25 protein-coding genes and 2 tRNA genes are annotated in these 25,312 nt (G+C 41.4%); 23 read left to right on the top strand and 4 right to left on the bottom strand.

The features are described from left to right. From M1F74_RS09530 to coaA, 3 genes are all read right to left on the bottom strand, one after another. A complete protein-coding gene (locus M1F74_RS09530) occupies positions 1-534 on the bottom strand; it encodes a DNA topology modulation protein (protein WP_247946969.1) in 534 nt (177 codons plus the stop codon). Between the two features lie 52 nt (positions 535-586). After that, a complete protein-coding gene (rpsT, locus tag M1F74_RS09525) occupies positions 587-823 on the bottom strand; it encodes a 30S ribosomal protein S20 (protein WP_001274000.1) in 237 nt (78 codons plus the stop codon). 67 nt (positions 824-890) lie between these two features. Further along, entirely contained in the window at positions 891-1,811 is a 921-nt protein-coding gene (gene coaA / locus M1F74_RS09520) for a type I pantothenate kinase (RefSeq protein ID WP_247946968.1), read from the bottom strand. A 198-nt stretch (positions 1,812-2,009) separates the two neighbouring features. Between coaA and M1F74_RS09515 the strand changes: the two genes are divergently transcribed. From M1F74_RS09515 to M1F74_RS09475, 9 genes are all read left to right on the top strand, one after another. Next, a complete protein-coding gene (locus M1F74_RS09515) occupies positions 2,010-2,417 on the top strand; it encodes a hypothetical protein (RefSeq protein WP_084852352.1) in 408 nt (135 codons plus the stop codon). Positions 2,418-2,616: 199 nt separating this feature from the next. Continuing rightward, a complete protein-coding gene (locus M1F74_RS09510) occupies positions 2,617-3,207 on the top strand; it encodes a class I SAM-dependent methyltransferase (RefSeq protein WP_247946967.1) in 591 nt (196 codons plus the stop codon). Next, positions 3,204-4,481 carry a pyrimidine-nucleoside phosphorylase gene (locus tag M1F74_RS09505; RefSeq protein WP_247946966.1) on the top strand — a complete coding sequence of 426 codons (1,278 nt, stop codon included), beginning with the start codon at positions 3,204-3,206 and terminating at the stop codon, positions 4,479-4,481. Before M1F74_RS09510 ends, M1F74_RS09505 begins: the two co-directional genes overlap by 4 nt. A 19-nt stretch (positions 4,482-4,500) precedes the next feature. Next, on the top strand, positions 4,501-5,163 hold the full coding sequence (gene deoC, locus M1F74_RS09500) for a deoxyribose-phosphate aldolase (protein ID WP_247946965.1): 663 nt from the start codon (positions 4,501-4,503) through the stop codon (positions 5,161-5,163). Beyond that, the gene (locus M1F74_RS09495) at positions 5,150-5,539 is read left to right on the top strand and encodes a cytidine deaminase (RefSeq protein WP_084853448.1); all 390 of its coding nucleotides are present in this window, start codon (positions 5,150-5,152) and stop codon (positions 5,537-5,539) included. The genes deoC and M1F74_RS09495 overlap by 14 nt, the downstream gene beginning before the upstream one ends. Before the next feature lie 89 nt (positions 5,540-5,628). Continuing rightward, on the top strand, positions 5,629-6,684 hold the full coding sequence (locus M1F74_RS09490) for a BMP family lipoprotein (protein WP_001036153.1): 1,056 nt from the start codon (positions 5,629-5,631) through the stop codon (positions 6,682-6,684). Positions 6,685-6,821: 137 nt separating this feature from the next. Then, on the top strand, positions 6,822-8,357 hold the full coding sequence (locus tag M1F74_RS09485) for an ABC transporter ATP-binding protein (RefSeq protein ID WP_247946964.1): 1,536 nt from the start codon (positions 6,822-6,824) through the stop codon (positions 8,355-8,357). Beyond that, positions 8,350-9,408, top strand: a complete 1,059-nt coding sequence (locus M1F74_RS09480) for an ABC transporter permease (protein WP_247946963.1) — start codon at positions 8,350-8,352, stop codon at positions 9,406-9,408. Before M1F74_RS09485 ends, M1F74_RS09480 begins: the two co-directional genes overlap by 8 nt. 2 nt (positions 9,409-9,410) lie before the next feature. After that, positions 9,411-10,367, top strand: a complete 957-nt coding sequence (locus M1F74_RS09475; protein WP_247946962.1) for an ABC transporter permease — start codon at positions 9,411-9,413, stop codon at positions 10,365-10,367. 15 nt (positions 10,368-10,382) lie between these two features. Here M1F74_RS09475 and plsY read toward each other — a convergent pair whose 3' ends face one another. Beyond that, positions 10,383-11,042 (bottom strand): glycerol-3-phosphate 1-O-acyltransferase PlsY, encoded by a 660-nt coding sequence (gene plsY / locus M1F74_RS09470; protein WP_247946961.1) that lies wholly within the window; start codon positions 11,040-11,042, stop codon positions 10,383-10,385. 135 nt (positions 11,043-11,177) lie between these two features. On the opposite strand from plsY, the gene parE reads away from it, so the two are divergent. From parE to sufD, 14 genes are all read left to right on the top strand, one after another. Then, complete coding sequence (gene parE / locus M1F74_RS09465; protein WP_247946960.1) at positions 11,178-13,121, top strand: DNA topoisomerase IV subunit B; 1,944 nt, start codon at positions 11,178-11,180, stop codon at positions 13,119-13,121. Between the two features lie 18 nt (positions 13,122-13,139). After that, positions 13,140-13,970, top strand: a complete 831-nt coding sequence (locus M1F74_RS09460) for a hypothetical protein (protein WP_247946959.1) — start codon at positions 13,140-13,142, stop codon at positions 13,968-13,970. A gap of 87 nt (positions 13,971-14,057) precedes the next feature. Next, a complete protein-coding gene (locus tag M1F74_RS09455; RefSeq protein WP_247946958.1) occupies positions 14,058-14,876 on the top strand; it encodes an aminoglycoside 6-adenylyltransferase in 819 nt (272 codons plus the stop codon). 206 nt (positions 14,877-15,082) lie between these two features. Continuing rightward, the gene (gene parC / locus M1F74_RS09450; protein WP_247946957.1) at positions 15,083-17,563 is read left to right on the top strand and encodes a DNA topoisomerase IV subunit A; all 2,481 of its coding nucleotides are present in this window, start codon (positions 15,083-15,085) and stop codon (positions 17,561-17,563) included. A gap of 115 nt (positions 17,564-17,678) precedes the next feature. Then, positions 17,679-18,716 (top strand): branched-chain amino acid aminotransferase, encoded by a 1,038-nt coding sequence (locus tag M1F74_RS09445; protein WP_318779489.1) that lies wholly within the window; start codon positions 17,679-17,681, stop codon positions 18,714-18,716. A gap of 112 nt (positions 18,717-18,828) precedes the next feature. Next, positions 18,829-19,059 carry a DUF2969 domain-containing protein gene (locus M1F74_RS09440; RefSeq protein ID WP_000037107.1) on the top strand — a complete coding sequence of 77 codons (231 nt, stop codon included), beginning with the start codon at positions 18,829-18,831 and terminating at the stop codon, positions 19,057-19,059. Positions 19,060-19,108: 49 nt separating this feature from the next. Continuing rightward, positions 19,109-19,189, top strand: a tRNA-Tyr gene (locus M1F74_RS09435). An 8-nt stretch (positions 19,190-19,197) separates the two neighbouring features. Next, a tRNA-Gln gene (locus M1F74_RS09430) sits at positions 19,198-19,269 on the top strand. Between the two features lie 162 nt (positions 19,270-19,431). Next, positions 19,432-20,634, top strand: coding sequence for a 30S ribosomal protein S1 (gene rpsA / locus M1F74_RS09425; RefSeq protein ID WP_001001620.1), 1,203 nt, complete (start codon positions 19,432-19,434; stop codon positions 20,632-20,634). A gap of 82 nt (positions 20,635-20,716) precedes the next feature. Next, positions 20,717-21,214, top strand: coding sequence for a GAF domain-containing protein (locus tag M1F74_RS09420; protein ID WP_247946956.1), 498 nt, complete (start codon positions 20,717-20,719; stop codon positions 21,212-21,214). Further along, positions 21,214-22,869 carry a DNA polymerase III subunit gamma/tau gene (gene dnaX, locus M1F74_RS09415; RefSeq protein ID WP_247946955.1) on the top strand — a complete coding sequence of 552 codons (1,656 nt, stop codon included), beginning with the start codon at positions 21,214-21,216 and terminating at the stop codon, positions 22,867-22,869. Before M1F74_RS09420 ends, dnaX begins: the two co-directional genes overlap by 1 nt. Before the next feature lie 27 nt (positions 22,870-22,896). Continuing rightward, complete coding sequence (locus tag M1F74_RS09410; protein ID WP_001081611.1) at positions 22,897-23,091, top strand: DUF3272 family protein; 195 nt, start codon at positions 22,897-22,899, stop codon at positions 23,089-23,091. A gap of 151 nt (positions 23,092-23,242) precedes the next feature. Beyond that, positions 23,243-24,013 (top strand): Fe-S cluster assembly ATPase SufC, encoded by a 771-nt coding sequence (sufC, locus tag M1F74_RS09405; protein ID WP_247946954.1) that lies wholly within the window; start codon positions 23,243-23,245, stop codon positions 24,011-24,013. 27 nt (positions 24,014-24,040) lie between these two features. Next, a complete protein-coding gene (sufD, locus tag M1F74_RS09400; protein ID WP_247946953.1) occupies positions 24,041-25,303 on the top strand; it encodes a Fe-S cluster assembly protein SufD in 1,263 nt (420 codons plus the stop codon). Positions 25,304-25,312: the final 9 nt, after the last annotated feature.

The raw sequence follows: 25,312 nt of genomic DNA, 5'->3' as shown, positions 1-25,312 counted from the left end.
TTATACACGTTGGTTTTTCTTGTTATGCGCGAGATTTTCTAAGAAGTAATCCATCTTCTTTTGCGACTTGAGGACAATTACTTTCTCAGGGTAGGTTTCTTGAACCCGTTGATAACGTTCTTTGGCATTCTTTGTCCGCCCATCCCAGAGAATCCATCGGATAAACTCCCAGTCAAAGCGTTCAGGACAGCCTGCTGCCATACTTTCTCTGACCTTGCCTCGGTATGTGAGATACCGTTTAAAGGCTCGAAAGAGACAAGTCCAAGGTGAAAAATTGAGGAAGATGATTTGGTCAGCTTCTTGCATTCTTTCCTCGTAATAGCACCAAGAGTAGTTGCCATCGATAACCCAAGCTTCATGCTTTGTGAGAAAGTTTTTCATCTTGTCCAACATCCATTCGTGGTCACTGTCTTGCCAACCAGGTTGAAATTGAAGTGTATCCATATGCAGTTTGGGGATGGAGTAGTAGTTTGATAATTTTTCAGCTAGGGTTGACTTTCCAGCTCCAGAATAACCGATGATTCCGATTTTCATTTTCTACCTTTTCTGATTAGAGGACAAAAAAACAGCCTCTATGGACTGTTTCTTATTTAGCAAGTTTAGCTGAAAGACGAGCTTTATCGCGGCTTGCTTTGTTTTTATGAATCAAACCTTTAGTTTCTGCTTTGTCGATAGCTGAGCTAGCAGCACGGAAAAGTTCTTCAGAAGGGTTTGCTTCGAAAGCTTTGATAGCAGTACGCATAGCTGATTTTTGAGCTGAGTTTTTTTCGTTTTGTTTAACGTTCAATTCAGCGCGTTTGATAGCTGATTTAATGTTTGCCAATGTTCTTACCTCCATATTTACTAACTATACCATTATATATGAAAACTTAGGTTTTGACAAGGGGAAATTATTTTTTTAGGTAAATTTCATCGATTTCGTGGTTTTTAGTCTTGTGGAGAATGACCTCGGCGCGATTCCTTGTCGGTTCGATGTAGTTTTGTAGATTTGTGAGATTAATGCTGGTCCAAACCTGATGTGCAAAGGCTTCAACTTCTCCAATCGGCATTTGCGTAAAACGGTGGTAGTAACTGTTGGGGTCATTTTGGGCAAAGCTGAGCAGCTTTAAGAAACGATCCAGATACCAACTTTCAATGTCCTCGACAGCAGCATCCACATAGATGGAGAAATCAAAGAAATCAGTAATGTAAAGGCGCTCATTTTGAGGGTTTTGAAAGACATTGATGCCTTCGACAATGACAAAATCAGCAGCTTTGACACGTTGTTTCTCTCCAGGAACGATGTCATACACTTCATGAGAATAGACAGGAATATCGACATCTTGCCCATTCTTTAGGCGGTCAAGAAAATTCAGCAAGGTTTCCATATCATAACTTTCAGGAAAACCTTTGCGATTTAAGATATCTTGGTCCATCAAGGTTTGATTGGGATAGAGAAAACCGTCGGTTGTCACTAACTCCACAGTGGCGTCAGTAACTGTACGAGACAGAAGGATTTGCAGAAGTCGGCTAGTTGTTGATTTGCCAACGGCAACACTTCCCGAAACTCCGATGATGAAGGGCTGAGATTTACTCTCTCTTTGGAGAAAAATTCCCTTAGAGAAGGCTAAATCCTCTTTGGTACGTTTGTAAATTTGGATGAGATGGGCCAATGGTAAATAAATATCTGTCACATCTTGTAGGCTGATTTGGTCATTGAAACTCTTGATGGATTCTAACTCTTCCTCTGTCAAGGGAGGGGTTGTTTTGCGATGCAATGATTGCCAAGTCTGGCGACTGATTTTTTCAAAATGTAAAAATTCGTTGGTCATTTGTTTTCCCCTAGATATTTTGTCTATCATACCATAAAAAGCTAAAAAAATAAAGCGGTTTCTTGATGGTAGTAAGTCAATATCGTATAATAGAGATGGAGGTTGAATAATTTAATGATGAAATAGGGAATTGTTTCTGAAGACTTATCAGTTATTAAAAGTGGGCTTTTTTAGTTCGCAACTTATAGGAGGCACACAATGAAAATCTTGAGATGTTACATATTGGAACTCTGTTTTATTTTAAGTTTTGCACTACCTTTTATAAGGGGAGCGAATGCGGATAATGGTAGACGCTTTGTAGAAACCTATTACGGTTTTACCTTCTTAATGGATCATCTTCTTGTAACAGTTATCTTTATCTGTTCACTCTTGATTGCTTGGTTAGTAAAAAAGCAGTGGACGAAATGGCTTGCTGCTGGTAGTTATCTATTTTTGATTTTGTGGATTGCTACAGAAGGATATCTATTCCGTATGTCACTAGAAGATTTGATACGACTTTGGACAAGTTTGGAAATCTTGACACAAACTTATCAGTTGGGCTTTTATCTAAACATCATATTGGGAATCCTGTTGATAATAAAGTATTTTAAGGTTAAGAAATGGTAATAAAAATGCGCCTGATTACAGACGAACTGTTTTTTCCTGACTATGATAATTTGTAGTTCCCGATAGATTGTAATGTATTTCTAATCATTGAAAGAGATTGAAGAAAAGGTTTTTTGACTAGGATTCTTCAGTCTTTTTCATTTTATCATCACTTTGTAAACGACTTACAATTCAAGCCAAATTATGGTAAAATAGTTTTATGAGTAAAATGTATTATGCAGAAAATCCTGACGCTGCTCACGACATACATGAGTTGAGAGTGGAGTTGTTGGGAGAAAAAATGACCTTTTTGACGGATGCGGGTGTTTTTAGCAAGAAAATGGTTGACTTTGGGAGTCAGCTTTTATTGAAGTGTCTAGAGGTTAACAAAGGAGAAACGGTCCTTGATGTGGGTTGTGGATATGGGCCTTTGGGCTTGTCCTTGACCAAGGCTTATGGAGTTCAGGCAACCATGGTTGATATCAATAATCGCGCCTTGGACTTAGCGCGACAAAATGCTGAACGAAATAAGGTTGAAGCGAGGATTTTCCAATCCAATATCTATGAACAAGTTGAAGGGAAATTTGACCATGTTATTTCTAATCCGCCTATTCGAGCGGGTAAACAAGTTGTTCATGAGATTATCGAAAAGAGCAGAGATTTCTTGAAAGATGGAGGTGATTTAACCATTGTTATTCAAAAAAAACAAGGTGCTCCGAGTGCCAAAAGCAAGATGGAAGATGTTTTTGGAAATTGTGAAATAGTAAAGAAAGACAAGGGATATTATATCCTTAGAAGTGTGAAAGAATGAGAGCAGTTGATTTAATTCAAAAGAAACGAGATGGTCAAGAACTTACTTCAAATGAAATCAAGTGGCTAATAGAAGGCTATGTGGCAGGAACTGTTCCAGACTATCAGATGTCTGCCTTTGCTATGGCGGTTTATTTCAAAGGAATGACGACACGAGAGATTTCTGACCTGACGATGAATATGGTTAAGACAGGTCAGGAGTTTGACTTGTCAGCTATTGATGGGGTTAAAGTTGACAAACATTCTACTGGTGGTGTAGGTGATAAGGTGACCTTGATTTTAGCTCCCCTTGTTGCTAGCTTTGGTGTGCCCGTGGCAAAAATGAGTGGTCGTGGACTAGGGCATACTGGCGGAACCCTAGATAAGTTGGAAGCAATCAAGGGCTACCAAGTCGAGCGAAGTCAAGAAGATTTCATTCGTCAGGTACAGGACATTGGTGTATCTGTTATTGGGCAGTCGGATCAGCTGGTTAAAGCAGACAAACTTCTCTATGCCCTCCGAGATGTGACAGCAACTGTCGACACGATTCCTTTGATTGCTAGTTCGGTGATGAGCAAGAAAATTGCTGCTGGGGCGGATGCTATTTTGCTAGATGTAACAGTCGGTGAGGGTGCCTTCATGAAGACGGTTGATGAGGCGCGTGAATTGGCTCAAACCATGGTCGATTTGGGTAAGGCCGTTGGTCGAAAGACAGTAGCGGTTATTACCGATATGAGCCAGCCCTTGGGACGAGCCATTGGCAATCGTCTCGAAATCCTAGAAGCAATTGAAATTCTTCAAGGAAAGGGTCGAGAAGATATCAGTCACTTTATTTGTGAACTAGCTCAGATTATGCTTGGTTTGGCAAATGTCGAGAAGACGGTTGAAGAAGTCCGTCAACACCTTGAAAACGGCCAAGCGCTGGCTAAGTTTGAAGAAATGGTAGCAGCTCAAGGCGGTGATTTAGAAGATCACTATCGTCCAGTAAATGTTACGCATGTGGTGGAAATCCCAGCTCAAGAGTCAGGTGTCATTTCAGCCCTTCCAGCGATGGAATTTGGTCTCTATGCCATGAGATTGGGAGCTGGTCGTGCAGTCAAGTCTGATGCTTTAGACTATGAAACTGGAATCGTTTTTGAGAAGAAGGTTGGTGACTCCGTTCAAAAGGGAGAAATTGTCGCAAAAGTTTATACAAATGGAAAAATTTCCCCTCAACTAGTTACAGAATTCCAAAAATATGTTAAAATAAATGATAGTGTGAAACGTTTGCAGGAAATAATTGAAATCATCTCATGAAAAAGAGAGGAATCCGAATATGAAATTAAACAAATACATTGATCATACGCTTTTAAAACAAGATGCAAGTCAAGAACAAATTGATCGTTTGCTATCTGAAGCGCGTGAGTATGACTTTGCCAGCGTTTGTGTTAATCCCACATGGGTTAAACATGCGAAAACAGGACTTGAAGACTCAGATGTAAAGGTTTGTACAGTAGTTGGTTTCCCCTTGGGAGCGACAACTTCAGCTGTAAAAGCTTTTGAAACCAAGGAAGCCATCCAAAATGGTGCAGATGAGATTGATATGGTTATCAATGTTGGTGCTCTCAAATCAGGTAATCTTGATTTGGTTGAATCGGACATCCGTGCTGTCGTAGAAGCAAGTGGTGACAAGTTGGTTAAGGTCATTATTGAAGCTTGCTTGTTGACAGACGATGAAAAGGTGGTGGCTTGCCAATTATCCCAGAAAGCAGGCGCTGACTTTGTCAAAACATCAACTGGATTTTCAACTGGTGGTGCCACTATAGAGGATGTTAAGTTGATGCGTAAAACGGTCGGACCAGATATGGGAGTTAAGGCAGCTGGTGGTGCTCGTTCTTATGCGGATGCCGTTGCTTTTGTGGAAGCGGGCGCTACCCGTATCGGAACGTCAGCTGGCGTTGCAATTTTAAAAGGAGAATTAGCAGATGGCGACTACTGAGTTGATTGAACTAGCAATTGAAACCAGCAAGCAAGCCTATGTACCCTATTCTCACTTTCCTGTTAGTGCTGTTCTAGTGGCGAAAGATGGTAACGTTTATACAGGTGTTAATATTGAGAATGCTAGCTATTCTTTGACAAACTGTGGAGAGCGTACAGCGATTTTCAAAGCAGTTTCCGAAGGCCAAAGAGAGTTTTCAGAGTTGATTGTCTATGGACAGACTGAAAAACCTATATCACCATGTGGTGCTTGTCGCCAAGTGATGGCTGAATTTTTTGAAAAAGATCTAAAAGTGACACTTGTCGCAAAAGATAAATCGACGGTCGAGATGACGGTCGGGGAGTTACTTCCATACTCTTTTACAGACTTAAACTAGTCTGAGTCACTCTTTGAGTGACGCGGTCCTTGTGGCCAACCAATCCATACTTGCAACATCGTTGCACATCTTATTTAGGAGGTTCAGTAATGAACAAGAAACAATGGCTAGGCCTTGGTCTAGTTGCAGTAGCAGCAGTTGGACTTGCTGCATGTGGTAACCGCTCTTCTCGTAACGCAGCTTCATCTTCATCAGAAATGAAGACGAAAGCAGCGATCGTAACAGATACTGGTGGTGTTGATGATAAATCATTTAACCAATCAGCTTGGGAAGGTTTGCAAGACTGGGGTAAAGAACACAATCTTTCTAAAGATAAAGGTTATACTTACTTCCAATCAACAAGCGAAGCAGACTATGCTAACAACTTGCAACAAGCGGCTGGAAGTTACAACCTGATCTTCGGTGTTGGTTTTGCACTTCACAATGCAGTTGAAGAGGCAGCAAAAGACCACTCTGACTTAAACTATGTCTTGATTGATGATGTGATCAAAGATCAAAAGAATGTTGCGAGCGTAACATTTGCTGATAACGAAGCAGCTTACCTTGCAGGTGTTGCAGCAGCTAAAACAACTAAAACAAAACAAGTTGGTTTTGTAGGTGGTATCGAATCTGAAGTTATTTCACGTTTCGCTGCTGGATTTAAGGCTGGTGTTGAGTCAGTAGACCCATCTATCAAAGTACAAGTTGACTATGCTGGTTCATTTGGTGATGCTGCCAAAGGTAAAACAATTGCAGCTGCTCAATACGCTGCAGGTGCAGACGTTGTCTACCAAGCAGCTGGTGGTACAGGTGCTGGTGTCTTTGCTGAAGCAAAATCTTTGAACGAAAGTAAAAATGAAGACGAAAAAGTTTGGGTTATTGGTGTAGACCGTGACCAAGCAGCAGAAGGTAAATACACTTCTAAAGATGGTAAAGAATCAAACTTTGTTCTTGTATCTACATTGAAACAAGTTGGTACAACTGTAAAAGATATTGCCAACAAAACAGAAAAAGGTGAATTCCCTGGCGGACAAGTTATTGTCTACTCATTGAAGGATAAAGGGGTTGACTTGGCAGTAACAAACCTTTCAGAAGAAGGTAAAAAAGCTGTTGAAGACGCAAAAGCTAAAATCCTTGACGGAAGCGTAAAAGTTCCTGAAAAATAATGGATAAAAGTCATTTCTTAGGAAGCGACCATCGGTCGCTTCTTTAAGAATTGAGGCAATTTTTTGTCTCAATAGAACTTGTTAACACGATTAGCAGGTTTTATTGAAACAAAATAAACCTCGGAAAGGAAAAGCATATGGCACACGAAAATGTCATTGAGATGCGGGATATTACCAAGGTGTTTGGTGAATTTGTAGCGAACGACAAGATCAACTTGCAACTGCGAAAAGGTGAAATCCATGCACTTTTAGGAGAAAATGGAGCGGGTAAATCCACTCTGATGAATATGCTGGCAGGACTTCTCGAGCCAACTAGTGGTGAAATTGCGGTGAATGGTCAGGTTGTCAAACTAGATTCACCTTCTAAAGCTGCTAGTCTTGGAATTGGGATGGTTCACCAACATTTTATGTTGGTTGAGGCTTTTACAGTAGCTGAAAATATCATTTTGGGGAGTGAAATCACTAAAAATGGTGTGCTAGATATAGCTGAAGCTACTAAAGAAATCAAGGCTCTTTCTGAACGTTATGGTTTGGCAGTGGATCCTGCTGCCAAGGTGGCAGATATTTCCGTTGGTGCTCAACAACGTGTAGAAATCTTGAAGACACTTTACCGTGGTGCTGGTATCCTCATCTTTGACGAACCTACGGCAGTATTGACTCCTTCAGAGATTGATGAGTTGATGGCTATCATGAAAAACCTTGTCAAAGAAGGAAAATCCATTATTTTGATTACCCATAAACTGGATGAAATTCGTGCGGTATCCAATCGAGTGACGGTTATCCGTCGTGGAAAATCAATCCAGACGGTGGAGATTGCAGGGGCAACCAATGCGGACTTGGCTGAGATGATGGTGGGACGTTCTGTCTCCTTCAAAACGGAGAAACAGGCACCACAACCAAAAGAAGTAGTCTTGTCTATCAAAGACTTGGTTGTTAATGAAAACCGAGGTGTACCAGCTGTGAAGAATCTTTCTTTGGATGTTCGTGCTGGTGAAATTGTCGGTATTGCAGGTATTGATGGCAATGGCCAATCTGAACTCATTCAAGCCATCACGGGTCTTCGTAAGGTTGAGTCTGGTAGTATTGAATTAAAAGGCAAATCAATCGTAGGGATGCACCCTCGACAAATTACGGAACTCAGTGTAGGGCATGTTCCTGAAGACCGCCACCGTGATGGTTTGATTTTGGATATGATGATTTCAGAAAATATCGCTCTTCAAACCTACTACAAAGAACCACTTAGCAAGAATGGTATCTTAAACTATGCGAATATCACTTCACATGCCAAAAAATTAATGGAAGAATTTGACGTCCGTGCGGCGAGCGAATTTGTCCCAGCAGCAGCTCTTTCAGGGGGAAATCAACAAAAAGCGATTATCGCTCGTGAGATTGATCGTGATCCTGATCTCCTTATCGTCAGCCAACCAACTCGTGGTTTGGATGTCGGTGCCATTGAATATATCCACAAACGCTTGATTGAAGAACGTGATAACGGAAAAGCTGTGCTTGTTGTCAGCTTTGAATTGGATGAGATTTTAAATGTTTCAGACCGAATTGCTGTTATTCATGATGGGAAGATTCAAGGTATTGTGTCGCCAGAAACGACTAACAAACAAGAACTTGGTATCTTGATGGCAGGTGGAAACTTGGGAAAGGAGAAGGATGATGTCTAAAAAGTTACAACAAATTTCGGTTCCCTTGATTTCCGTATTCTTAGGAATCTTGCTCGGAGCCATTGTCATGTGGATTTTCGGCTACGATGCTATCTGGGGTTATGAGGAGTTGTTCTATACAGCTTTTGGTAGTCTCCGTGGGATTGGTGAAATTTTCCGTGCCATGGGTCCTCTTATCTTGATTGGTCTGGGGTTTGCAGTTGCTAGTCGTGCAGGTTTCTTTAACGTTGGACTTCCTGGTCAGGCACTAGCGGGTTGGATTCTTAGTGGTTGGTTTGCTTTGTCGCATCCGGACATGCCACGCCCAATGTTGATTTTAGCGACCGTAGTAATTGCTTTGATTGCAGGTGGGATTGTAGGTGCTATTCCAGGTATTCTCAGAGCTTATTTAGGTACATCAGAGGTTATCGTAACCATTATGATGAACTATATTGTTTTGTACGTAGGGAATGCCTTTATTCATTCTTTCCCGAAAGACTTTATGCAAAGTACAGACTCAACGATTCGTGTGAGTGCCAATGCCACTTATCAAACACCATGGTTATCTGAGTTAACTGGCAATTCTCGTATGAATATCGGAATCTTTTTTGCCATCATTGCTGTTGGTGTGATTTGGTTCTTGCTCAAGAAAACGACTCTCGGTTTTGAAATTCGTGCAGTTGGTCTCAATCCCCATGCCTCAGAGTACGCTGGTATTTCAGCAAAACGTACAATCATCCTATCAATGATCATCTCTGGTGCATTAGCTGGTCTTGGTGGAGCGGTCGAAGGTCTTGGAACCTTCCAAAACGTTTACGTTCAAGGTTCATCATTAGCTATCGGATTTAACGGGATGGCGGTTAGTTTGCTTGCTGGGAATTCACCAATTGGGATTCTCTTTGCAGCCTTCTTATTTGGCGTTCTACAAGTTGGTGCGCCGGGTATGAACGCTGCGCAAGTTCCGTCTGAACTTGTCAGCATTGTAACAGCGTCTATTATCTTCTTTGTCAGCGTTCACTACCTAATCGAACGCTTTGTCAAACCTAAAAAACAAGTTAAAGGAGGTAAGTAAGGATGTCTATTACAACATTGTTCACCCTCTTGGTCTCTTCTATGCTGATTTACTCAGCGCCACTTATTTTTACGAGTATTGGAGGAGTCTTCTCTGAACGTGGTGGTGTCGTTAACGTCGGTCTTGAAGGAATCATGGTTATGGGAGCCTTTTCTGGGGTTGTCTTTAACCTTGAGTTTGCAGAACAACTTGGAACAGCGACTCCTTGGATTTCCTTGTTAGTTGCCGGTGCCGTGGGAGCTATTTTCTCCCTCATTCATGCAGTCGCTACAGTTCATTTCCGTGCGGATCATGTTGTCAGTGGTACAGTATTGAACTTGATGGCTCCTGCCCTAGCAGTTTTCTTGGTTAAGGTTCTTTATAACAAAGGACAAACGGATAATTTAAGCCAGACCTTTGGACGTTTTGATTTTCCAGTTTTGGCTAATATCCCAGTGATTGGAGATATCTTCTTCAAGTCAACAAGTTTGCTAGGTTATATCGCGATTGCCTTCTCATTCTTTGCTTGGTTTATCCTCTTCAAGACACGCTTTGGCCTTCGCCTTCGCTCTGTTGGTGAACACCCTCAAGCAGCGGATACCTTGGGGATCAATGTCTACAAGATGCGATATCTTGGGGTTATTATTTCAGGTTTCCTTGGTGGAATTGGGGGAGCGATTTATGCTCAATCCATTTCTGTCAACTTCTCAGTGACAACTATTGTCGGTCCTGGATTTATCGCTCTTGCTGCAATGATCTTTGGTAAATGGAACCCAATCGGTGCTATGCTTTCTAGTCTCTTCTTTGGACTTTCACAAAGTTTGGCAGTTATCGGTTCTCAATTGCCTTTCCTACAAGGAGTGCCAGCGGTTTACCTTCAAATCGCGCCTTATGTCTTGACCATCCTTGTCTTAGCAGCCTTCTTTGGAAAAGCAGTTGCACCAAAGGCAGACGGTATCAACTACATCAAGTCAAAATAAGCATACAAAAAAACGTCAGTTCAAACTGGCGTTTTTTTTGTTAGGATTTTGATGTGTCAAGTTTAGTCCCCAAGGAACGAGATTTTCAGTTTTATTTTTGATACGTGTGATATTATCCTTGTGACGAATGATAATCAAACTAGCAAGTGCTAGGATAATCAGAATGAAGAGAGGGTCATAGTTGTCTAGGATAAATCCAAATAGTGGAAATAGTAGAACTCCGATAACAGCTGCGATAGAAGCAGTAACGCTGGACAGGGAAATCATACTGCCTAGATAGAGGGTTCCAAAGAATACGACTGCTAGGTAGAGACAGAAGATAGGCGCGAATCCGAAAACAACCCCAGCACTAGTTGCGACAGCCTTACCACCTTTAAAGCCTGCAAAGATAGGGAAGGTATGTCCAACGACAGCCAAAAGTCCAAAGATAAGAGGTGATACACCTTGTAGGTGGAAAAGGATTGGAAGGAGAGTGGCCAAGGTTCCTTTGAAAAAGTCAATCACAAAGGTTGCCATACCTGCTTTTTTACCTAAAATACGGAAGGTATTGGTTGTTCCGGTGTTTCCAGAACCATGCTCTCGCAGATTTGTTTGAAAGAAGATTTGTCCAATCCAAAGACCAGACGGAATCGAACCTAGCAGATAAGCTAAAATTAATAATACAAATGTCATCATAGACCTATTATACCATGAAATGCTTTCGAAAGTCAGAGAATATCCTGTGAAATTGTGACGGCTGAATGGGAAAAATTTTGCAAAATCCCTAGAAAACCTGTAAAATAGTAAAGATGAACGAATAGGAGGTTCCTTGTGTCAAAAAAGGAAATCAATATTAATAACTACAATGATGACGCCATTCAGGTGCTAGAAGGGTTGGATGCGGTTCGTAAACGTCCGGGGATGTATATTGGTTCGACCGACGGTGCAGGTCTCCATCACCTAGTCTGGGAAATAGTGGACAATGCAGTCGATGAGGCCTTATCTGGATTTGGTGACCGCATTGATGTGACTATCAATAAAGACGGAAGTCTAACAGTAGAGGACCATGGTCGTGGGATGCCGACTGGTATGCATGCCATGGGAATTCCAACCGTAGAGGTTATCTTTACCATTCTCCACGCTGGAGGAAAATTCGGTCAAGGTGGCTACAAAACATCGGGTGGTCTTCACGGGGTTGGATCTTCCGTCGTGAATGCCTTATCTAGCTGGCTAGAAGTGGAAATCACTCGTGATGGTGCTGTTTATAAGCAACGCTTTGAAAATGGTGGAAAACCTGCCACGACTTTGAAGAAAATTGGTACAGCACCCAAGACTAAGACAGGTACCAAAGTCACCTTCATGCCTGACGCGACAATCTTCTCTACGACTGACTTTAAGTACAATACCATTTCAGAACGACTCAATGAGTCAGCCTTTCTCTTAAAAAATGTTGCCTTGTCTTTGACAGATAAGCGAACAGATGAAGCAATCGAATTCCATTATGAGAACGGGGTACAAGACTTTGTTTCCTATCTGAATGAAGACAAGGAAACCTTGACGCCTGTTCTTTACTTCGAAGGGGAAGACAATGGTTTCCAAGTGGAAGTCGCCCTCCAGTACAATGATGGATTTTCAGATAACATCTTGTCCTTTGTCAATAATGTCCGTACCAAAGACGGTGGAACCCATGAGACGGGACTCAAGTCTGCCATTACAAAGGTCATGAATGACTACGCGCGTAAGACAGGTCTTCTCAAGGAAAAAGATAAAAACCTAGAAGGTTCAGATTATCGCGAGGGACTAGCAGCCGTTCTTTCTATTCTGGTTCCTGAAGAGCACCTTCAGTTTGAAGGACAGACCAAGGACAAACTAGGAAGTCCTCTGGCTCGTCCAGTTGTGGATGGAATTGTGGCTGATAAGTTGACCTTCTTCCTAATGGAAAATGGTGAACTGGCTTCCAATCTCATTCGCAAAGCTATCAAGGCGCGTGATGCCCGTGAAGCAGCGCGTAAGGCTCGTGATGAGAGCCGAAATGGCAAGAAAAATAAGAAAGACAAGGGCTTGTTGTCGGGTAAATTAACCCCAGCCCAGTCTAAAAATCCTGCAAAGAACGAACTCTACCTGGTCGAGGGTGATTCTGCCGGCGGTTCTGCTAAACAAGGTCGTGATCGTAAGTTTCAGGCTATCTTACCTCTTCGAGGTAAGGTTATCAATACAGCCAAGGCCAAGATGGCGGATATCCTCAAAAATGAGGAAATCAACACTATGATTTACACCATCGGTGCAGGTGTCGGGGCAGACTTCTCCCTTGAAGATGCCAACTACGACAAGATCATTATCATGACCGATGCCGATACCGACGGTGCCCATATCCAAACTCTTCTTTTAACATTCTTCTACCGTTATATGCGTCCGCTAGTTGAGGCAGGACATGTCTATATCGCCCTTCCGCCTCTTTACAAGATGTCCAAAGGAAAAGGCAAGAAAGAAGAAGTGGCCTATGCTTGGACGGATGGTGAGTTAGAAGAACTTCGCAAGCAGTTCGGTAAAGGCGCTACGCTCCAACGCTATAAAGGTCTTGGTGAGATGAATGCAGACCAACTCTGGGAAACAACCATGAACCCAGAAACACGTACCCTTATCCGTGTCACAATTGAAGACCTGGCACGCGCCGAACGTCGCGTCAATGTCCTCATGGGAGATAAAGTTGAACCACGCCGCAAGTGGATTGAAGATAATGTCAAGTTTACGCTGGAAGAAGTGACAGTGTTTTAGTATAGTATAGGGAATATTATGGCGAGACAGAATTATTTTGATATTTTGAACCGGATGGAGTTTGATCCACAGAGAGAGTTGAAAAATTTGATGGATTTACTGGAAATGGAGAGAAATTTCAAGAGGAGCTATTATGAAACAAGTTTAAATAGTGCCATTTCTAATAATTTCTTAGATTATCCTAATCGTTCAACGTTCACCAGTTATTCACAAATGATAGAATTTGTTGGATCGAATATCTATAATACAACTGAACAACTATTTGTTTTCTCTGAGTTCTTAGTCGATATTTTTTGTAATCTTGCGGAAAAATTTACTGAGGAAGAGAGTGAGTTTATTCAAATTATATTTGATAATATTAAAAGGTTTTTAGAATTATCAAATCATGAATTGATTACATTGGACAATGGTAACAAAATCATCGTTGAAAAGAATGTCTATGCCTCGGAAGTTTCTCAGATTGTATCTGAAACTAGTATTGAAGATGCGATAAAAATTTTAGAATATAATCATTTTTCAAATAAGGGAAATATTCAGCGAAAAAAAGAGATACTCATTTCTTTGGCAAATTACTTGGAACCGTTGAGAGATGAATTGAATGCTTTTGAAGAATTAAAAGAAGTAATGAAAGTCAACAATAGTAAAAAAATTATTGCAGTTGAACAACTATTTGGAATGTATAATAATTTGGGATTGAGACATAACAACGATAAGCAATATCATCTCAATATGAATGATGAGGAATTGGAACAATGGTATGATGATATTTATACTTCAACCTTGTTTGTTATTCTGAGTTTGGATGAAGCTAGAATTTTGTCGAAATTAAAAACTTTAAGAGAAGGATAACTGAATCTTTTATAGTGGTTTAACTATTTTAACTAGAGAAATAGTATGCTAATATACAGGAATATCAAATGAGAAACAGGTGTTAATATGAGAACTGAACCCGAAATGCTTGATTTAATTTTTCAAACCGCAAAAGTGCTCCAAGTCGAGGCTGTCGCCATGTCTGGTTCACGGACTGATACAAAAGCTCCGAAAGATGAGTTTCAGGATTACGACGTGGTTTATGTCGTGGACGACTTAGATAATCTGACAAGTGACCTTGCTTGGTTGGACTCCTTTGGCACACGTATCATTGAGCAACATAATGTCCTAGGCAACCGTCGTCTTTATCTCATGCTCTTTGAAGATGGTAACCGTATTGATTTGACTCTATGTCCTAAAGAGTATATCAAGGAGTGGGTGAAAAGCGAAGCGGATTTCACGGTGCTAGAGGACACTAAGGGCTTGTTTGCGCCATATTCTCCAAATCCTCAGCGTTACTGGACAAGTCCAGCTCGTCAGATAGATTTTGAAAAAGCCTGCAATGAATTTTGGTGGGTGTCAGCCTACGTAGTCAAAGGAATCTGCCGCAAGCAACTACTCTATGCCACTGACCATCTTTATGGCATTTGTCAACAAGAACTCTTGAAGGTCTTGGCTTGGCAGGTAGTAATCGATAGGGGGAAGGTCAATATTGGCAAGAACTACAAGCATCTCTTTAACTATTTACCTGTTGAGAAAGAAAAGGAATTCTCAAATCTGCTTGATTTCTCCAGTTTAGAAAAAATCACTCAGTCTTTATTTGCAACAATGAAACATTTCCACCAAGAAGCTCAATACCTTGCTAACAAGATGGGCCTTGACTATGATAAGGAAGTGGCAGAAAGGATGATTAAGTATGCTGAGGAGAGACTTTCAAATCACTAACTAAAAAAAATATATAATTTAAAAGATTAAACTACAGAAAGGATCGTTTGGTTATATATAGTAACTGAACACGAGACTAATTTCTGTAAATTATCCCTTATTCTATAAAAACCTACTCTACATTCTTTGAAAGGAGTTGAACATGCCCTAAATACTGTGTGAAAAAGATAAATTTCCTTTTGTATTTTACGGGCTTTGTATCCTATATGAGTAATATCCAAAACATGTCCCTTGAGGACATCATGGGAGAGCGCTTTGGTCGCTACTCCAAGTACATTATTCAAGACCGGGCTTTGCCAGACATTCGTGATGGATTGAAGCCGGTTCAGCGTCGTATTCTTTATTCGATGAATAAGGATGGCAATACTTTTGACAAGAGCTACCGCAAGTCTGCTAAGTCTGTCGGTAACATCATGGGGAATTTTCACCCACACGGGGATTCTTCTATCTATGATGCCATGGTTCGTATGTCACAGGACTGGAAGAACCGTGAGATTCTAGTTGAAATGCACGGTAATAACGGTTCTATGGACGGCGATCCGCCTGCGGCTATGCGTTATACCGAGGCACGTTTGTCTGAAATTGCTGGTTATCTTCTTCAAGATATCGAGAAAAAGACAGTTCCTTTTGCTTGGAACTTTGACGATACCGAGAAAGAGCCGACGGTTTTGCCAGCAGCATTTCCAAACCTCTTAGTCAATGGTTCGACTGGGATTTCGGCTGGTTATGCTACAGACATTCCTCCCCATAATTTAGCTGAGGTTATTGATGCGACGGTTTACATGATTGATCACCCAACAGCCAAGGTGGACAAACTCATGGAATTCTTGCCTGGACCAGACTTCCCTACAGGAGCTATCATCCAAGGGCGTGACGAAATCAAGAAGGCCTATGAAACTGGGAAAGGGCGCGTGGTCGTTCGCTCTAAAACTGAGATTGAAAAGTTAAAAGGTGGCAAGGAACAAATCGTTATCACTGAGATTCCTTATGAAATCAATAAGGCTAATCTAGTCAAGAAAATCGATGATGTTCGTGTTAATAACAAGGTGGCAGGTATTGCTGAGATTCGTGATGAGTCTGACCGTGACGGTCTTCGTATCGCTATTGAACTTAAGAAAGACGCGAATACCGAGCTCGTACTCAACTATCTCTTCAAATACACTGACCTACAAATCAATTACAACTTTAACATGGTGGCGATTGACAATTTCACGCCTCGTCAGGTTGGGATTGTCCCAATCTTGTCTAGCTACATTGCCCACCGTCGTGAGGTGATTTTGGCGCGTTCTCGCTTTGACAAGGAAAAGGCTGAGAAACGTCTTCATATCGTTGAAGGTTTGATTCGCGTGATTTCGATTTTGGATGAAGTCATTGCCCTTATTCGTGCTTCTGAAAACAAGGCTGACGCCAAAGAAAATCTCAAGGTCAGCTATGATTTTACAGAAGAGCAGGCTGAGGCCATCGTTACTTTACAACTTTATCGATTGACCAATACAGACGTGGTTGTCTTGCAGGAAGAAGAAGCAGAACTTCGTGAAAAGATTGCCATGCTTGCGGCGATCATTGGTGACGAACGAACCATGTACAATCTCATGAAGAAAGAGCTTCGTGAGGTCAAGAAGAAATTTGCGACACCACGTTTGAGTACTTTGGAAGATACAGCAAAAGTAATCGAGATTGATACAGCTAGTTTGATTGCCGAGGAAGATACCTACGTTAGTGTGACCAAGGCTGGCTATATCAAGCGTACCAGCCCACGTTCCTTTGCGGCATCCACTCTGGAAGAAATTGGCAAACGTGATGATGATCGTTTAATCTTTGTTCAATCTGCCAAGACAACGCAACACCTCTTGATGTTCACAACTCTTGGAAATGTCATCTATCGACCAATCCATGAGTTAGCAGATATTCGCTGGAAGGACATCGGAGAGCACTTGAGTCAGACCATTACAAACTTTGAAACTAACGAAGAAATCCTTTATGTAGAAGTTGTGGATCAGTTTGATGATGCGACAACTTATTTTGCAGCGACTCGCCTTGGTCAAATTAAGCGCGTAGAACGCAAAGAATTCTCTCCATGGCGGACCTACAAGTCTAAGTCTGTCAAGTATGCTAAGCTCAAAGACGAGACAGACCAGATTATAGGGGTGGCTCCAATTAAACTGGATGATGTACTCTTGATTAGCCAAAACGGTTATTCCCTTCGTTTCAATATCGAAGAGGTTCCGGTTGTTGGTGCCAAGGCTGCAGGCGTCAAGGCTATGAACCTGAAAACAGATGATGCGCTTCAGGCTGCCTTCATCTGTAATACCTCATCCTTCTACCTCTTGACCCAACGTGGTAGCTTAAAACGCGTCTCCATTGAGGAAATTCCAGCGACCAGCCGTGCCAAACGAGGCCTACAAGTCTTGCGTGAGTTGAAAAACAAACCGCACCGTGTCTTCTTGGCTGGAGCAGTTGCAGAGCGAGGATTCGTTGGTGATCTCTTTAGTACAGAAATGGAAGAAAACGACCAAACGCTGCTTGTCCAATCTAACAAGGGAACAATCTATGAGAGTCGCTTGCAAGACTTGAACCTGTCAGAACGCACTAGCAATGGAAGCTTTATCTCAGATACCATTTCAGATGAGGAAGTTTTTGATGCTTACATCAAAGAAGTCTTTAAAGAGGACAAAACAAATTCGTAAAAAGAATCAGTCCAGAGGGCTGATTTCTTTATGTTGAAAAAATTTTCAGAAAATTACAAATAATACTTGAAATTTTACTAGAAAAGTGTAGAATAGAACACATAGTTTGAATAGTATAAAGGAGAAACACATGACAGTTGCAATTGATTGGGAAAACCTTGGATTTTCTTATATGAAATTACCTTATCGCTATATCGCTCACTACAAAAATGGTCAATGGGATCAAGGAGAATTGACAGAGGATGCGACCTTGCATATTTCAGAGTCTTCTCCAAGTCTTCACTATGGACAGCAAGCATTTGAGGGATTGAAAGCCTATCGTACGAAGGATGGTAGTATTCAACTTTTCCGTCCTGATGAAAATGCCAAGCGTCTGCAACGTACCTGCGACCGTCTCTTGATGCCCCAAGTACCAACAGAAATGTTCGTAGAAGCTTGTAAAGCAGTTGCTCGTGCAAATGAAGAATACGTCCCACCATATGGAACAGGTGGAACCCTTTATCTTCGTCCTCTCTTGATTGGTGTCGGAGATATCATCGGGGTAAAACCAGCAGAAGAGTACATTTTCACTATCTTTGCTATGCCAGTTGGAAATTACTTTAAGGGTGGATTGGTTCCAACCAATTTCTTGATTCAGGATGAATACGACCGTGCAGCTCCACATGGTACGGGTGCGGCTAAGGTTGGAGGAAACTATGCTGCGAGTCTTTTGCCAGGGAAGTTGGCCAAATCACGCCATTTCTCAGATGTTATCTACCTAGACCCATCTACACATACAAAGATTGAGGAAGTCGGTTCAGCTAACTTCTTTGGAATCACGGCAGACAATGAATTTGTTACGCCATTGAGTCCATCCATCTTGCCATCTATTACCAAGTACTCTTTGCTTTACTTGGCAGAACACCGCTTGGGCTTAACACCGATTGAAGGCGATGTCCCAATCGATAATTTGGATCGTTTTGTAGAGGCAGGTGCTTGTGGTACAGCAGCGGTCATTTCTCCAATTGGGGGGATCCAACATGGCGATGATTTCCATGTTTTCTATAGTGAAACAGAAGTAGGTCCTGTTACACGTAAACTCTATGATGAATTGACCGGTATCCAATTTGGTGACGTAGAAGCACCAGAAGGATGGATTGTCAAAGTGGACTAAAAGACATGAAGTAAAGAAGAGCTCCGTAGCAGTTGTAATAGCTGAAATGGAGTTTTTTCTTGCTAGTTTGAGCATTTTCTTGTACAATAGAAAAAGTGAAAAGAGGTACAGTATGAGTAAAAAAGATAAGAAAATTGAAATCCAATTAACTGATGCAAAAGTGACTGTTGGAAAAGACAGCTATGAAGGATACGTTTTGACGATCGGGAAAAAGGTCATTGGAGAAATTGCCGAATTAGATAGCCAATTTGCCATCATAAAGAATGGAAATGTCGATAGTTTTTATAAAAAACTTGAAAAAGCTGTGGAAATTTTGATTGAAAACTATAATTTGACAAAATAATACTTGTTTTATTGAAAATTTCATGATATAATAGTTCTCGTTAAACATTGGAGAGATAGCGAAGAGGCTAAACGCGGCGGACTGTAAATCCGCTCCTTCGGGTTCGGGGGTTCGAATCCCTCTCTCTCCATTCATCAATGGGGTATAGCCAAGCGGTAAGGCAAGGGACTTTGACTCCCTCATGCGTTGGTTCGAATCCAGCTACCCCAGTTCTTAGGTAATAAATTCAAGATAAAAAGAAAAATATCTTAGGGTATTTTATTTTTATAATTGAAAGACGTGAACGATATGAACATGTCTTTGCGGGTGCTTAGGAAAAAAATTATAAGTATGTCAAGTTTGGAAAGACTTGATTGTTGGAGGATTTTTTAGATGAACGAATTTGAAGATTTGCTAAATAGCGTTAGCCAAGTTGAGCCTGGTGATGTTGTTAGTGCTGAAGTATTGACAGTTGATGCGACTCAAGCTAACGTTGCAATCTCTGGGACTGGTGTTGAAGGTGTCTTGACTCTTCGCGAATTGACAAACGATCGCGATGCAGATATCAATGACTTTGTGAAAGTAGGAGAAGTATTGGATGTTCTTGTACTTCGTCAAGTAGTTGGTAAAGATACTGATACAGTTACATACCTTGTATCTAAAAAACGCCTTGAAGCTCGCAAAGCATGGGACAAACTTGTAGGACGCGAAGAAGAAGTTGTTACTGTTAAAGGAACTCGTGCCGTTAAAGGTGGACTTTCAGTAGAATTTGAAGGTGTTCGTGGATTCATCCCAGCTTCAATGTTGGATACTCGTTTCGTACGTAACACTGAGCGTTTCGTAGGTCAAGAATTTGATGCTAAAATCAAAGAAGTTGATCCTAAAGAAAATCGCTTCATCCTTTCACGTCGTGAAGTTGTTGAAGCAGCTACTGCAGCAGCTCGTGCTGAAGTATTCAGTAAATTAGCTGTTGGTGATGTCGTAACTGGTAAAGTTGCTCGTATCACTAGCTTTGGTGCTTTCATCGACCTTGGTGGTGTTGACGGATTGGTTCACTTGACTGAATTGTCACACGAACGTAACGTATCACCTAAATCAGTTGTAACTGTTGGTGAAGAAATCGAAGTTAAAGTCCTTGATCTTAATGAAGAAGAAGGACGCGTATCCCTTTCACTTAAAGCAACAACACCTGGACCATGGGATGGCGTTGAGCAAAAATTGGCTAAAGGTGATGTAGTAGAAGGAACAGTTAAACGTTTGACTGACTTCGGTGCATTTGTTGAAGTATTGCCAGGTATCGATGGACTTGTTCACGTATCACAAATTTCACACAAACGTATCGAAAATCCAAAAGAAGCTCTTACTGTTGGTCAAGAAGTTACTGTTAAAGTACTTGATGTTAACGCTGACGCAGAACGCGTATCTCTTTCTATCAAAGCTCTTGAAGAACGTCCAGCTCAAGAAGAAGGACAAAAAGAAGAAAAACGTGCTGCTCGTCCACGTCGTCCAAAACGTCAAGAAAAACGTGATTTCGAACTTCCAGAAACACAAACAGGATTCTCAATGGCTGACTTGTTCGGTGATATCGAACTTTAATCAAATTGAGAATCACAAAATCCTTTGTTTAAAACAAGGGATTTTTCTTTTGTCTCTTTCTCATTTTTGATATAATAGTTTTATGTTAGATTCAGAAAAAAAATCACGTTATCAACTGTTGAATGAGGAACTCTCTTATTTACTAGAGGGTGAGAGCAATGTTCTTGCCAATCTTTCGAATGCTAGCGCCCTCCTAAAATCTCGCTTTCCGAATACTGTATTTGCAGGTTTTTATCTGTTTGATGGTAACGAGTTGATTTTAGGGCCTTTTCAGGGCGGCGTTTCGTGTATTCGCATTGCGCTTGGGAAAGGCGTATGTGGAGAAGCTGCCGAGTTTCAAGAGACTGTTTTAGTAGGGGATGTGAGCACCTATCCAAACTACATTTCTTGCGATAGTAAGGCCAAGAGTGAAATCGTAGTTCCCATGCTCAAGAATGGTCAATTGCTGGGCGTCTTAGACTTGGACTCTTCTCTTATTGATGATTATAATGCCATTGACCGCGATTACTTGGAACAATTTGTCGCTATTTTGCTTGAGAAGACAGAATGGGACTTTACGATGTTTGAGGAGAAAGCCTAATGTATCAAGCACTTTATCGAAAATATAGAAGCCAGACTTTTTCGCAATTGGTCGGGCAAGAGGTTGTGGCCAAAACCCTAAAACAAGCGGTCGAGCAGGAAAAGATTAGTCATGCATATCTTTTCTCAGGTCCTCGTGGAACAGGGAAGACCAGTGTAGCCAAGATTTTTGCCAAGGCTATGAACTGTCCAAATCAAGTGGATGGAGAACCATGTAATCACTGCTATATCTGTCAGGCAGTGACAGAAGGTAGCCTAGAAGATGTTATTGAAATGGATGCGGCTTCAAATAATGGAGTTGATGAAATCCGTGAAATTCGTGACAAATCTACCTATGCACCTAGCTTGGCACGTTACAAGGTCTATATTATTGACGAGGTCCATATGTTGTCTACGGGAGCCTTTAATGCGCTTTTGAAGACCCTAGAAGAACCAACTCAAAATGTTGTCTTTATCTTGGCGACCACTGAATTGCATAAGATTCCAGCAACCATTTTATCGCGTGTTCAACGTTTTGAGTTCAAATCGATTAAAACTCAAGATATCAAGGAGCATATTTATCATATTCTAGAAAAAGAAAATATCAGTTCTGAACCGGAGGCTGTGGAAATCATTGCCAGACGAGCTGAAGGTGGAATGCGGGATGCCTTGTCTATTCTGGACCAAGCCTTGAGCTTGACACAGGGAAATGAGCTCACGACTGCTATCTCTGAGGAGATTACAGGCACCATTAGTCTATCAGCACTAGATGACTATGTAGCCGCCTTGTCTCAGCAGGATGTTTCAAAAGCGCTTGATTCTCTGAATCTTTTATTTGAAAATGGCAAGAGCATGACTCGTTTTGTGACGGATCTCTTGCAGTATTTGCGTGATCTACTAGTTGTTCAGACAGGTGGCAAAAATACTCATCATAGTCCAGTTTTTATGGACAATCTAGCTTTATCTCAGGGAAGTCTCTTTGAAATGATTCGAATAGCGACTGTGAGCTTGGCAGATATGAAAGCAAGCCTGCAACCTAAGATTTATGCTGAGATGATGACCATTCGTTTAGCTGAGATTAAGCCTGAATCAGTGCTTTCAGGAGCTGTCGAAAGTGAAATTTCTGCACTGAGACAGGAAGTAGTTCGTCTCAAACAAGAACTTGCTAATGTTGGAACAGCTCCTAAACAAGTGGTGCCAGTCCCTAGCCGTCCAGCCACTTCCAAGACAGTCTATCGAGTGGATCGCAACAAAGTTCAGGCTATCCTGCAAGAAGCTGTCGAAAATCCTGGTTTGGCACGGCAAAACTTGATCCGCCTCCAGAATGCATGGGGAGAAGTAATCGAAAGCTTAGCTGGTCCGGATAAGGCTCTGCTTGTTGGTTCTCAACCAGTTGCGGCCAATGAACATCATGCTATTTTAGCCTTTGAGTCTAATTTCAATGCAGGGCAAACCATGAAACGGGATAACCTCAATACCATGTTTGGCAATATTCTCAGTCAAGCGGCTGGATTTTCACCTGAAATCCTGGCAATTTCCCTAGAGGAATGGAAAGAGGTTCGCGCAGCATTTTCAGCTAAAGCTAAATCTTCTCAAGTTGAAAAAGAAGCAGAAGAAAGTCTGATTCCAGAAGGATTTGAATTTTTGGCTGATAAAGTGAAGGTAGAGGAAGACTAAAGAAAGATTTCATGATACAATAAGTTTATGAATAGACAACAATTTATTATGATAGCGTTATTTACGGCTGCTGAGACTTATTTTTTCAATGAAGCCTGGATGACCGGGCGTTATTTCATGGCAGCCTTTTGGGCCATTCTACTCTTTCGAAATTTTAGGTTAAGTTACGTGATGGGAAAAATTGTAGACACCATTGATCAGCACCTAAACCGCAAGGACTAGCTCCAAGCTTCTAGACAAAATCAAAGCCTTTTAGGCTTTTTTTTGTTATACTAGTAGAGTATATTTATGGACCTTTTCTTGTATTTTTAGAGAAATGTAAGTGATTTCGCTAAGGATAAGGGAAATAGGCCTGAAAAAGAAAGGAATTATCATGTCAGTATTAGAGATCAAAGATCTTCACGTTGAGATTGAAGGAAAAGAAATTTTGAAAGGAGTCAATCTGACTCTGAAAACAGGAGAAATCGCTGCTATCATGGGACCAAATGGTACTGGGAAATCGACTCTTTCTGCCGCTATCATGGGAAATCCAAACTATGAAGTTACCAAAGGTGAGGTCTTGTTTGATGGCGTAAATATCCTTGAGTTGGAAGTGGACGAACGCGCGCGTATGGGACTTTTCCTGGCTATGCAATACCCATCTGAAATTCCAGGAATTACTAACGCTGAATTTCTTCGTGCAGCTATGAATGCTGGTAAAGAAGATGACGAGAAGGTTTCAGTTCGTGAGTTCATCACTAAGCTAGACGAAAAAATGGAATTGCTCAACATGAAAGAAGAAATGGCAGAGCGCTACCTCAACGAAGGTTTCTCTGGTGGTGAGAAAAAACGTAATGAAATTCTTCAGCTTTTGATGTTGGAACCAACTTTTGCCCTTTTGGATGAGATTGACTCAGGTCTCGATATTGACGCCCTTAAAGTTGTATCTAAAGGTGTGAATGCCATGCGTAGCGAAGGTTTTGGTGCTATGATCATCACTCACTACCAACGTCTTTTGAACTATATCACGCCAGACGTGGTACATGTGATGATGGAAGGTCGTGTTGTCCTTTCTGGTGGTCCGGAATTGGCTGCGCGTTTGGAACGTGAAGGATACGCAAAACTAGCTGAAGAACTTGGCTACGACTACAAGGAAGAATTGTAATTCCCTCGTATCTTTTAGGAGAAGTAAATGACTAAAGAGAATATTAAACTTTTTTCAGAAATGCACGCTGAACCAAGCTGGTTGGCTGACCTCCGTCAAAAAGCTTTTGATAAGATTGAGAGTTTGGAATTACCAGTCATTGAGCGTGTCAAATTTCACCGTTGGAATCTGGGAGATGGTACCATCACAGAAAGTGAACCGTCAGCAAATGTTCCTGACTTCACTGCTTTAGATAACCACTTGAAGTTGGTGCAAGTAGGAACGCAGACTGTTTTTGAACAAACTCCAGTTGAATTGGCTGAACAAGGAGTAGTCTTTACAGACTTCCACTCAGCTTTAGAAGAAATTCCAGAACTTATCGAGGAATTCTTCATGTCATCAGTTAAGTATGATGACGACAAGTTGGCAGCCTACCATACAGCTTACTTTAACAGTGGTGCTGTACTCTATATTCCTGATAACGTAGAAATCACAGAGCCAATTGAAGGAATTTTCTACCAAGACAGCGATAGCGATGTGCCATTTAACAAGCATATCCTTATCATTGCTGGTAAAAACTCTAAGATTAGTTACTTAGAACGTTTAGAGTCACGTGGTGAAGGTAGTGCTAAGGCAACTGCAAATATTACAGTAGAAGTGATTGCACGTTCTGATGCGCAAGTGAAATTTGCTGCTATTGACCGTTTAGGTGAAAATGTCACTGCCTACATTAGCCGTCGTGGTAAACTAGGCAACGATGCAAGCATTGACTGGGCAATCGGTGTCATGAACGAAGGAAACGTCGTTGCGGACTTTGATAGCGATTTGATTGGGAATGGTAGCCATGCTGACCTGAAAGCCGTAGCTCTTTCAAGTGGCCGTCAAGTACAAGGGATTGATACCCGTGTAACTAACTACGGATGCAATTCTATCGGAAATATCCTGCAACATGGGGTTATCCTTGAAAAAGCAACCTTGACCTTCAATGGTATTGGCCACATCATTAAGGGGGCCAAGGGAGCAGATGCGCAACAAGAAAGCCGTGTTCTCATGCTTTCAGACCAAGCACGTTCAGATGCCAACCCAATTCTTTTGATTGATGAAAATGACGTAACTGCAGGTCACGCGGCCTCTATCGGTCAGGTGGATCCAGAAGATATGTACTACCTCATGAGCCGTGGTTTAGATCAAGCAACTGCAGAACGCTTGGTTGTTCGTGGTTTCCTTGGATCTGTTATCGTTGAGATTCCAGTCAAAGAAGTTCGTGATGAAATGATTGCAACTATCGAAGAAAAATTGTCAAAACGCTAAGGGGAAGCC

This window comes from Streptococcus oralis (assembly GCF_023109315.1).
GTDB lineage: Bacteria > Bacillota > Bacilli > Lactobacillales > Streptococcaceae > Streptococcus > Streptococcus oralis_BS.
Note: the sequence above shows the minus strand (reverse complement) of the source record. Positions and strands in the feature narration are given on the sequence as shown.

Bases quoted from the DNA above. Each gene is read 5' to 3' on its own strand.
- M1F74_RS09530 (WP_247946969.1), bottom strand. From the start codon at position 534: ATGAAAATCGGAATCATCGGTTATTCTGGAGCTGGAAAGTCAACCCTA.
- coaA (WP_247946968.1), bottom strand. From the start codon at position 1,811: ATGACCAACGAATTTTTACATTTTGAAAAAATCAGTCGCCAGACTTGG.
- M1F74_RS09515 (WP_084852352.1), top strand. From the start codon at position 2,010: ATGAAAATCTTGAGATGTTACATATTGGAACTCTGTTTTATTTTAAGT.
- M1F74_RS09510 (WP_247946967.1), top strand. From the start codon at position 2,617: ATGAGTAAAATGTATTATGCAGAAAATCCTGACGCTGCTCACGACATA.
- M1F74_RS09505 (WP_247946966.1), top strand. From the start codon at position 3,204: ATGAGAGCAGTTGATTTAATTCAAAAGAAACGAGATGGTCAAGAACTT.
- deoC (WP_247946965.1), top strand. From the start codon at position 4,501: ATGAAATTAAACAAATACATTGATCATACGCTTTTAAAACAAGATGCA.
- M1F74_RS09495 (WP_084853448.1), top strand. From the start codon at position 5,150: ATGGCGACTACTGAGTTGATTGAACTAGCAATTGAAACCAGCAAGCAA.
- M1F74_RS09490 (WP_001036153.1), top strand. From the start codon at position 5,629: ATGAACAAGAAACAATGGCTAGGCCTTGGTCTAGTTGCAGTAGCAGCA.
- M1F74_RS09485 (WP_247946964.1), top strand. From the start codon at position 6,822: ATGGCACACGAAAATGTCATTGAGATGCGGGATATTACCAAGGTGTTT.
- M1F74_RS09480 (WP_247946963.1), top strand. From the start codon at position 8,350: ATGTCTAAAAAGTTACAACAAATTTCGGTTCCCTTGATTTCCGTATTC.
- M1F74_RS09475 (WP_247946962.1), top strand. From the start codon at position 9,411: ATGTCTATTACAACATTGTTCACCCTCTTGGTCTCTTCTATGCTGATT.
- plsY (WP_247946961.1), bottom strand. From the start codon at position 11,042: ATGATGACATTTGTATTATTAATTTTAGCTTATCTGCTAGGTTCGATT.
- M1F74_RS09460 (WP_247946959.1), top strand. From the start codon at position 13,140: ATGGCGAGACAGAATTATTTTGATATTTTGAACCGGATGGAGTTTGAT.
- M1F74_RS09455 (WP_247946958.1), top strand. From the start codon at position 14,058: ATGAGAACTGAACCCGAAATGCTTGATTTAATTTTTCAAACCGCAAAA.
- parC (WP_247946957.1), top strand. From the start codon at position 15,083: ATGAGTAATATCCAAAACATGTCCCTTGAGGACATCATGGGAGAGCGC.
- M1F74_RS09440 (WP_000037107.1), top strand. From the start codon at position 18,829: ATGAGTAAAAAAGATAAGAAAATTGAAATCCAATTAACTGATGCAAAA.
- rpsA (WP_001001620.1), top strand. From the start codon at position 19,432: ATGAACGAATTTGAAGATTTGCTAAATAGCGTTAGCCAAGTTGAGCCT.
- M1F74_RS09420 (WP_247946956.1), top strand. From the start codon at position 20,717: ATGTTAGATTCAGAAAAAAAATCACGTTATCAACTGTTGAATGAGGAA.
- dnaX (WP_247946955.1), top strand. From the start codon at position 21,214: ATGTATCAAGCACTTTATCGAAAATATAGAAGCCAGACTTTTTCGCAA.
- M1F74_RS09410 (WP_001081611.1), top strand. From the start codon at position 22,897: ATGAATAGACAACAATTTATTATGATAGCGTTATTTACGGCTGCTGAG.
- sufC (WP_247946954.1), top strand. From the start codon at position 23,243: ATGTCAGTATTAGAGATCAAAGATCTTCACGTTGAGATTGAAGGAAAA.
- sufD (WP_247946953.1), top strand. From the start codon at position 24,041: ATGACTAAAGAGAATATTAAACTTTTTTCAGAAATGCACGCTGAACCA.